Below are 7,671 nucleotides of genomic sequence, written 5' to 3'. Positions count from 1 at the left end.
GATCGGGCCCAGCGAGGTCCCTGACCGCGTCCCTGTCCGCGGCCGGGACCTCGCTGGGCCCGATCGAGATCCTCCAGTACAGCCCCGTACCGCGGGCCGACTTCATGAGATCGGTCCTGGACACCGGCGCCGACGACCTCGACGCGCCCCTCGCCTTCTCCGTCAAGGGCCCCGTCACCGCGGTGAACGCCGTCCTGCCCGGTATGCGGGAGCTGGGCCGGGGCACGCTGCTGTTCGTCAACGGCTCCAGCGCCGTACGCCCCAACCCGAACGTCGCCGGTACCTCGATCGCCTTCGCCGCCGAGAGCGCCTACGCCGCAATGCTGCACGACGCGCTCGCCCCGGAGAACATCCACGCCGCCCAGCTGATCATCCCTGGAGCCATCAGGCCCGACGCCGAGCACAGCAGCCCCGACGTGCTGGCCGAGCGCCTGTACGACATCCACGCCGAGCGGGGCGGCTTCCGCCACTACGCCGAGCCCTTCCCCGACCGACGCCCGGAGGCGACACCATGAACTCGGCCACCCTCCGTGTCCTCGCCCGCGCCGCCATGGCCACCGCTGTCCTGCTGACCGCGGCCGCATGCAGCGACACCTCGCCGGCCTCCCCGCACACGACATCCTCCGCGTCCTCCGCCCGGCAGCAGACACCGACGGCCGGGGCACGCACCACACCGTCCGAGAGGAACACCGCCATGGACATCCGGGTCACCCTCGACGGCCGCCCCGTCGACGCCTCCTTGAACGACAGTCCGGCTGCCGGTGACTTCGCCGAGCTGCTCCCGCTCGCCCTGGATCTGGAGGACTTCCACCAGACAGAGCGGATCGCCGACCTGCCGCGCAGGCTGACCACCTCGGGCGCTCCCGAGCCGCGCGCGCCGAAGGCCGGGGACCTCACCTATTACGCGCCCTGGGGCAACTTGGCACTCTTCTACCGCGACGGCGACTCCGCCAACGCCGACCTGCTCATCCTCGGCCACATCGATGCCGACGCCGACCTGCTTTCCGGGGCCGACCGGATCACCATCGAAGCCGCGTCCTGACCCTCCCCGCGTCCTCGACCCGCCGTGACGGCCGCGGCCACGGCCACGGCCACCACCACGATCCGCCCGAAATCCATGCCAGGAGAGATCACACGCATGACTTCCACATCCGGGACCATCCCCGGCAAGCTGCCCTTCGTCGTCTGGGTGCTCGCCGCAGGCACGTTCCTGATGGGCACCACCGAGTTCGTCATCGCCGGACTGCTGCCCGAACTGTCCGCCGGCCTCGGTGTGAGCACGGCCCAGGCCGGGCTGCTGATCACCGCCTTCGCCGTCGGCATGATCATCGGGGCGCCGACCATGGCCATGGCCACCCTACGCCTGCCCCAACGGCAGACGCTGATCCTGGCCCTGTCCGTCTTCAGCGTCGGTCACGCGGTGGCGGCCCTCAGCACCTCCTTCACCGTCGTCCTCGCCGCCCGCATCGTCACCGCCCTGGCCACCGGAGCGTTCTGGTCCGTCGGTTTCGTCGTCGCCACCGACGCCGCGGGCCCACAGAAGGCCACCCGCGCCACCGGCGTCATGATCGGCGGGCTGACCCTCGCCAACGTCGTCGGCGTACCCATCGGCTCCTTCGCAGGCCAGATCGTCGGCTGGCGCGGCCCGTTCTGGGCCCTGGCCGCCCTCTCCGCGCTCGCCGCCGTCTTCATCGGCCGCTTCATCCCCGCCCAGGAACAGCACGCGGCCCTCTCGCTGCGCGCCGAGTTCGGCGCCCTGCGCCAGGGCCGGCTGTGGCTGGCACTGAGCGCCGCCATGTTCATCATGGGCGGTGTCCTCGCGACCTACAGCTACGTCACGCCGCTGCTGACCGACCGCGCCGGAATCCCCGCGGGCGCCGTCCCGTTCGTCCTCATCGCCTTCGGTGTCGGCGCCCTGGGCGGCACCACCACCGGCGGCCGTCTGGGCGAACGCCGCCCGATGGGCACCACCATCACCGCCGCGGCGGCCACCGCCCTGGTCCTGCTCCTGCTGATCCCGCTGTCCACCAACGCGGTCACGGCCACCCTCCTCGTCTTCCTCATGGGCCTGACCGGATTCGCGGTGAACCCCGTCGTCACCGCGCTCGCCATGCGGTTCGCCGGCGACGCCCCCACCCTCACCTCGGCGCTGACCACCTCCGCCTTCAACGTGGGCGTGGCCGGCGGATCCTGGATCGCCGGTGTGGCCCTCGACTCCTCCCTCGGACTGACCGGCCCGCCCCTGGTCGGCACGGTCATCGCCGTACTCACCCTGGTCCCGCTCATCGCCCTCGCCGTCCACGGCACCTCCGGCGGCAGCCGCATCGTGGCCCAGCACACTGCCCCGGTCCACGCGCCGGACGACCCCGCGGCGCGGACACCTTCGCCTCGCTGAGTCCGGTCGGACCCACGACGAGCCGACGGCGGAATGAACCGTGGACCGGCGCGGCAGGCGTTTCTGGCCCTTGCGGGGCCGCAGACCGTCGTGGCTGCGGCCCCGCTCGGGTTTTACGGTCAGGACGGGTCGCCGTACTGGAGTCCGCGTCCGTTGGTGCCTACGTAGACGCGGCCGTAGGTGTCGGGGTCGCCGGTGATGACGCCGCCGCCGCTGATGTTGCCCCACTGGTGGGCGTCGTCGTTGACGCGGACCCAGGTGGCGCCCTTGTCGGTGGAGCGGAAGACGCCGGTGACGTCCTTGACGGTGCCCATCAGGTACAGGGCCTGGTAGGCGGTGCCCGGTGCGGCCTTGCCGAAGCCGAGGGCGGACGCGGACTGCACCGCTGCGGGCGCGGTGAAGGTACGGCCGCCGTCGGTGGAGTGCAGCAGCCCCTTGCCGCCGCCGGAGATCCACAGGTCCCCGGCGACGCCGGGGACCGCCGCGAGCCGGCCGGCGGGCAGGCTGGTGGCGCGGGCGGTGAAGGTCGCGCCGCCGTCGGTGCTGGCGTAGAGGGTGCCGTCGGCCAGTGAGTAGAAGGTCTTGGCCGAGGAGCGGTCGGCGACGACCACGGCTCCGTTGCCCAGGCCGTTGACCTTCGACCAGCTCGCCCCCTTGTCGGTCGAGCGGTACGGGGCCTGACCGGCCTCGGTCCAGACGATGGCGGAGCCGTCCGCGGAGAGCGCGACCTGCCCGCTGTCGGCGCTGCCCACCGGCTCCGACGTGAAGCCGTTCCAGTTGCTGCCGCCGTCGGTGGAGTAGGCACCGTCCTGCTTGCCGCCACGGCCGACGCGGACCATCAGCGAGGGGTTGGACTGGGCGAAGTCGATGTCGGTGCTGGTGACCATCATCGGGTTGTCCAGCCGCCCGGCGGGCACCTTGGTCAGGGAGTTGGAGGAGCCGTAGTGGAAGCCGCCCAGGTCCCCCATGGACGAGATGACGGTGGCGCCGCCGGGCGGGGCGACCGCGTCCAGCACCGCGGTCTCCTCCAGCCCTCGGGCCCCCACGGTCCAGTGGCTGGTGCCGCCGCTGTCGGTGGCGGCCGCGTCCTTGCTGCGCCAGATGCCGCTGCCGGTGCCGTACAGCACGTGCCCGGAGTTGAAGGGATCGATGGCCAGGGCGGTCATCCAGTGCCCGGTGCCGGTACCGACGTAGGGAGCGGCGGAGGCGTCCCGCACGGACTTGTCGGCCAGCGCCTTCCAGGTCGTACCGCCGTCGGTGGTCCGGTAGATCTCGTCCTCGGGCCACCAGCGGTCGAGGGTGGTGACCATCACCGTGGACGGCTTCTGCGGGTCCACGGCCAGACCGGAGAACCCGTAACTGCCCTGGGACGGCGAGACGTTCTTCCACGTGCCACGGGCCGGCGTGTACTTCCACACCGAGCCGGCGGTCACGCCGTTGGGGCCGACGACGTCGGTGTACGTCAGGTACAGCGAGCCGTCACCGGAGAGCACGCCGTGCTGCGGCAGCTGGCCGGCGGGCTGTCCGGAGACGGCCTGCCAGGTGCTGCCGCCGTCGGTGGAGCGGTACAGGGAGGTGGACTTGTCGGCGACGCCGACATAGACCGTCCTGCTGTCCTTCGGGTCGTACGTCACGAAGGAGATGCCCGCGCCGCTGCTCGCCCCGTCCTTGACGGGGAACGAGGAGACCTGACTCCAGGTCACACCGTGGTCGGTGCTGCGCCAGAGGCCGTTCTTGCGGGTGCCGAGCAGCAGGGTCCCGTTGTCCGAGGGGTTGACCACCAGCCGTTCGCCCGCCCCGCGGCCGTCCTCGTTGGCGCCCAGCTTGAAGGGCAGGTCGGTGCGCTCGAAGGTGCGGCCACGGTCCGTGGAGCGCAGGATCGAGGCGTTGCCCGCCCAGCCGTTGGTGTAGGTGCCCGCCGCGACGTAGAGCCGCTCGGGGGCGACGGGGTCGGTGGCCATCGAGTCGATGCCCAGCAGGTTCCAGTCCTTCTCGCCGACCCAGTCGGTCAGCGGGATCCACTGCTCGGCCGCGGCGTCCCAGCGGTAGGCGCCGCCCATGTCGGTGCGCGCGTACAGCAGGCCCTTCTCGCGCGGGTTGAACACCAGTCCGGTGACGTAACCGCCGCCCACCACCTGGGCGTTCTTCCAGGCATACGGTCCGGACGCGCCCGTGGCCTGCGCCCCGCCGGTCCCGGCCACCTGGGTCTCGGCCGTCTTCACCAGCTTCCACTGCTGGTTGGTGCTGCCCTTGCCCGGATACTGGATGAGTGCCGCGCCGTCGGCCTTTGAGCCTCCGGAGACATCCAGGACGTGGCCGCTCCTGCGGGAGGTGAAGGTGACGGCGCCGCTCACATCGTCGATCCGCCACTCCTGGGAGGTGGAGGAGCTGTCGGTCTGCTGCTCGGCGGCAGCCGACTTGGCGGTCGAACTGCCCGCTATGCCCAGCATCTTGCCGCTGTTGCGGTTCACCAGCTCGTAGTAGCCGTCCCCGGTGGGCTTCAGCCTCCACTGCTGGTTGGTGGTGCCCTGGTCGGTCCACTGCTGGATACGGGTGCCGTCGGCGGTGGAGAAGGCGTTGACGTCCATCACCTTGCCGCTGCGAACGGAGACCAGCCGGTAGTAGGCATTGCCGTCGACGGTGGCGGCCTGCGAGTCCTCCTGCGCGAACAGGAGATACGGCACGAGGACGGCGGGGACGCCGATCACCAGGCCGGTCGCGGTCCAGCGACGGCGGTGGCGCCCGCGGCGCTCGCCGTTCGTGGGGTTGTTCATCGGGGAGGTGTTCTCCTTGCGTGCCGTTCACCGAACAAAAGCCGGACCCAGCTACCGGAGTGGCCGGATCCGACCCCTTGTCGTCACAGGCCACGCAAAAGGTTGCCGTGAGCCGAAAACGTTTTTCCGGACGATCCGACCACGGTCGGCGAGGTGGGGCGGAGCCGTCACAGCCGCCGGATCTCAGCGAGCAGGAGGGCGACGTCGTCCGCCTCGTCGGGGCGGCGCATGGCGTCGACAAGATGGGCACAAGTGGCGTCCAGGAGCGCCTCGGTGGGACGCAGGGCGCTCAGGAGGAGGTCGAGCCGTTCGTCGATGGGGGCGTCGCGGGTTTCGACGAGGCCGTCGGTGTAGAGCAGGAGCCGGTCGCCGGGTCGGAGGGCGACGGTGACGGTGTGGAAGCCGACGCCGCCGACGCCGAGGGGGGCTCCGGCGGGCAGGTGAAGCAGTTCGGGTTCGTGCCCGGCACGCACGACGACCGGGGGGAGGTGGCCGGCGTTGGCGAGGCGGCAGTGCCTGGTGTGGGGGTCGTAGGTGGCGTAGAGGCAGGTGGCGATGTAGTGCTCCATGCCGTGGGTGAGCTGGTCGAGGTGGTGGAGGATCTCGTCGGGGGGCAGGTCGAGGGCGGCGTAGGCGCGGGCTGCCGTGCGCAGTTGGCCCATGGTGGCCGCCGCGTCGATGCCGTTGCCCATGACGTCGCCGATGACGAGGGCGGTCTTGTCACCGGTCAGAGGGATGACGTCGTACCAGTCGCCTCCGACTTCGTTGACCGCCTGGGCCGGCCGGTAGAGGGAGGCGATCTTCAGACCCGGGCGTTGTGGCGGCGCGGGTGGCAGGAGACTGCGCTGGAGGGTTTCCGCCGCGTTCCGCACGTTCTGGTGCCAGCAGGCGTTGTCGATGGCGACGGCGGCCCGTGCTGCCAGTTCGCGGGCGAGCAGGACGTCATCGCCGTCGAAGGGGTGGGGGTTGCGGATGCGCAGGAGGTCGAAGGCGCCGAGGATGTCGCCCCGGGCGATCAGTGGAACGGCGAGGTAGGAGTGCGCGCCGGCGCGGGCGAGAGTGTCGGCGGCCTGCGGATCGCGGGCGATGCGCCGCAGGTCGGCTTCGTCGCAGTGGGCCACGAGGATCGGCAGGCCGGTGCGTACGCACTGAGTGATGAGCCGGTGCGGGCCGTAGGCGGCGACCTCGCCGACCGGGTCGGCGGCCCCGGTGGTGTCGGTGGGGAAGGCGGAGGCGACGGCGAGCGCCCGGAACAGCTCGGGTCCCTCCTCCTTCGGGCGGCGCGTGTGGGTGCGGCAGGAGAGCACGTCGTCCAGGACGTCGACGGCGGTCACGTCCGCGAGATCGGGGACCGCGACCTCGGCCAGCTCGCGGGCGGTCCGCTCCACCCCGAGTGTCGTCCCGATGCGGGCCGAGGCGTCGGCGATCACCGCCAGTCGCCGGCGGGCCCGCTCTGCTTCTGCGGACGCCAGGTGGCGTTCGGTGACGTCGACGACCGAGGACGCCACCCCGATCACCCGGCCCGCGGGGCCCTGGATCCGGTAGTACGACACCGACCAGGCGTGGTCGTGGTCGGGGTCTGCCCGGGTGCGGCTCACGATGTACTGGTCGATGAGCGGGGTGCCGGTCGCCAGCACGTGGCGAAGGGCCGACTCGACCGTCCTCACTCCGTCGTAGGGATGGATGTCGCGGGGGCGGCGGCCGATGTGCTCCGCGGCCGGAACCCCGTTGATCCGCTCCAGCGCGGGGTTGATCAGCCGGTACCGGAGATCGGTGTCGAGCAGGGCGAATCCCACCGGCGCCTGCGACACCAACTGCTCCGACAGCGCCAGCCGGCTCTCGACGTCGTCCAGTGCCGTCTGATCGACCGCGAGGCCCAGCGCGTACACGTCCCCCAGATAGTCCAGCAGCCGTACGTTGCGGAACTCCACCAGCCGGGTCGTGCCGTCCCTGTGCCGGACGGGGAACACCCCGGCCCAGCTCTGCCCGGTGCCCATCACCGTGGCGAACAGCTCCACCGCCCGCCTCCGGTTGTCCTCGCTGAGCAGCAGCCGCGCCGCGTACTGCCCCAACGCTTCCCCTGCCGTGTAGCCGAAGGTTTCGGTGGCCTGCGGACTCCAGAACGCGATCCTCCCGTCGGTGTCCACCACGACGGCCGCGACGTTCAAGACGTCCAGCAGTCCCCCGTGCACCGGGCGGCCCGCACCGGCCGCGGACCCTCGCGTCTCGGAATCTCCGGCGTCGGGCGCCGCCTCGTGGGCCATCGTCTCCTCCCTCCACCCACCCTCCGACTCCGACAGCGCGCTCGGCGCCGACGCAGAACCTCACTCCATGCTGCGCCTCCGACGGGACCGCCGGCATCCCGGAGAACCAGGGATTCCAGCGCAAGGCTGCGGCCACCCGGCCCCGAGAACAGTTCTGCTGCCGGTCACAGGGTGACCTCTCACCGGCCGGCCGAGGACGTGCCGCGAGGCGGACGGGCGGTGAGAGGTCACCCTGTGA

General features: G+C 71.5%; 5 protein-coding genes. 3 read left to right on the top strand and 2 right to left on the bottom strand.

Features of this window, described 5'->3' with window-relative positions; translation table 11 throughout:
* From BZL64_RS28275 to BZL64_RS28265, 3 genes are all read left to right on the top strand, one after another.
* Positions 1–515 (top strand): Rossmann-fold NAD(P)-binding domain-containing protein (locus BZL64_RS28275; RefSeq protein ID WP_086772006.1); only part of this gene is annotated, 515 nt, incomplete at its 5' end.
* The gene (locus BZL64_RS28270) at positions 512–1,042 is read left to right on the top strand and encodes a cyclophilin-like fold protein (protein WP_086772005.1); all 531 of its coding nucleotides are present in this window, start codon (positions 512–514) and stop codon (positions 1,040–1,042) included. The genes BZL64_RS28275 and BZL64_RS28270, both read left to right, overlap by 4 nt.
* Positions 1,043–1,138: 96 nt before the next feature.
* Positions 1,139–2,395, top strand: a complete 1,257-nt coding sequence (locus BZL64_RS28265; RefSeq protein ID WP_086772004.1) for an MFS transporter — start codon at positions 1,139–1,141, stop codon at positions 2,393–2,395.
* Positions 2,396–2,514: 119 nt separating this feature from the next.
* Here the strand turns inward: BZL64_RS28265 and BZL64_RS28260 are convergent, their stop codons facing one another.
* Complete coding sequence (locus BZL64_RS28260; RefSeq protein ID WP_086772003.1) at positions 2,515–5,169, bottom strand: RICIN domain-containing protein; 2,655 nt, start codon at positions 5,167–5,169, stop codon at positions 2,515–2,517.
* Positions 5,170–5,336: 167 nt separating this feature from the next.
* Positions 5,337–7,433, bottom strand: a complete 2,097-nt coding sequence (locus BZL64_RS28255; protein ID WP_086772002.1) for a SpoIIE family protein phosphatase — start codon at positions 7,431–7,433, stop codon at positions 5,337–5,339.
* Positions 7,434–7,671: the final 238 nt, after the last annotated feature.

The sequence above is a fragment of the Streptomyces bobili genome (assembly GCF_002154575.1).
Lineage (GTDB): Bacteria > Actinomycetota > Actinomycetes > Streptomycetales > Streptomycetaceae > Streptomyces > Streptomyces bobili.
The sequence above is the reverse complement of the archived record's forward strand: the minus strand, read 5'-3'. Positions and strand labels throughout refer to the sequence as shown.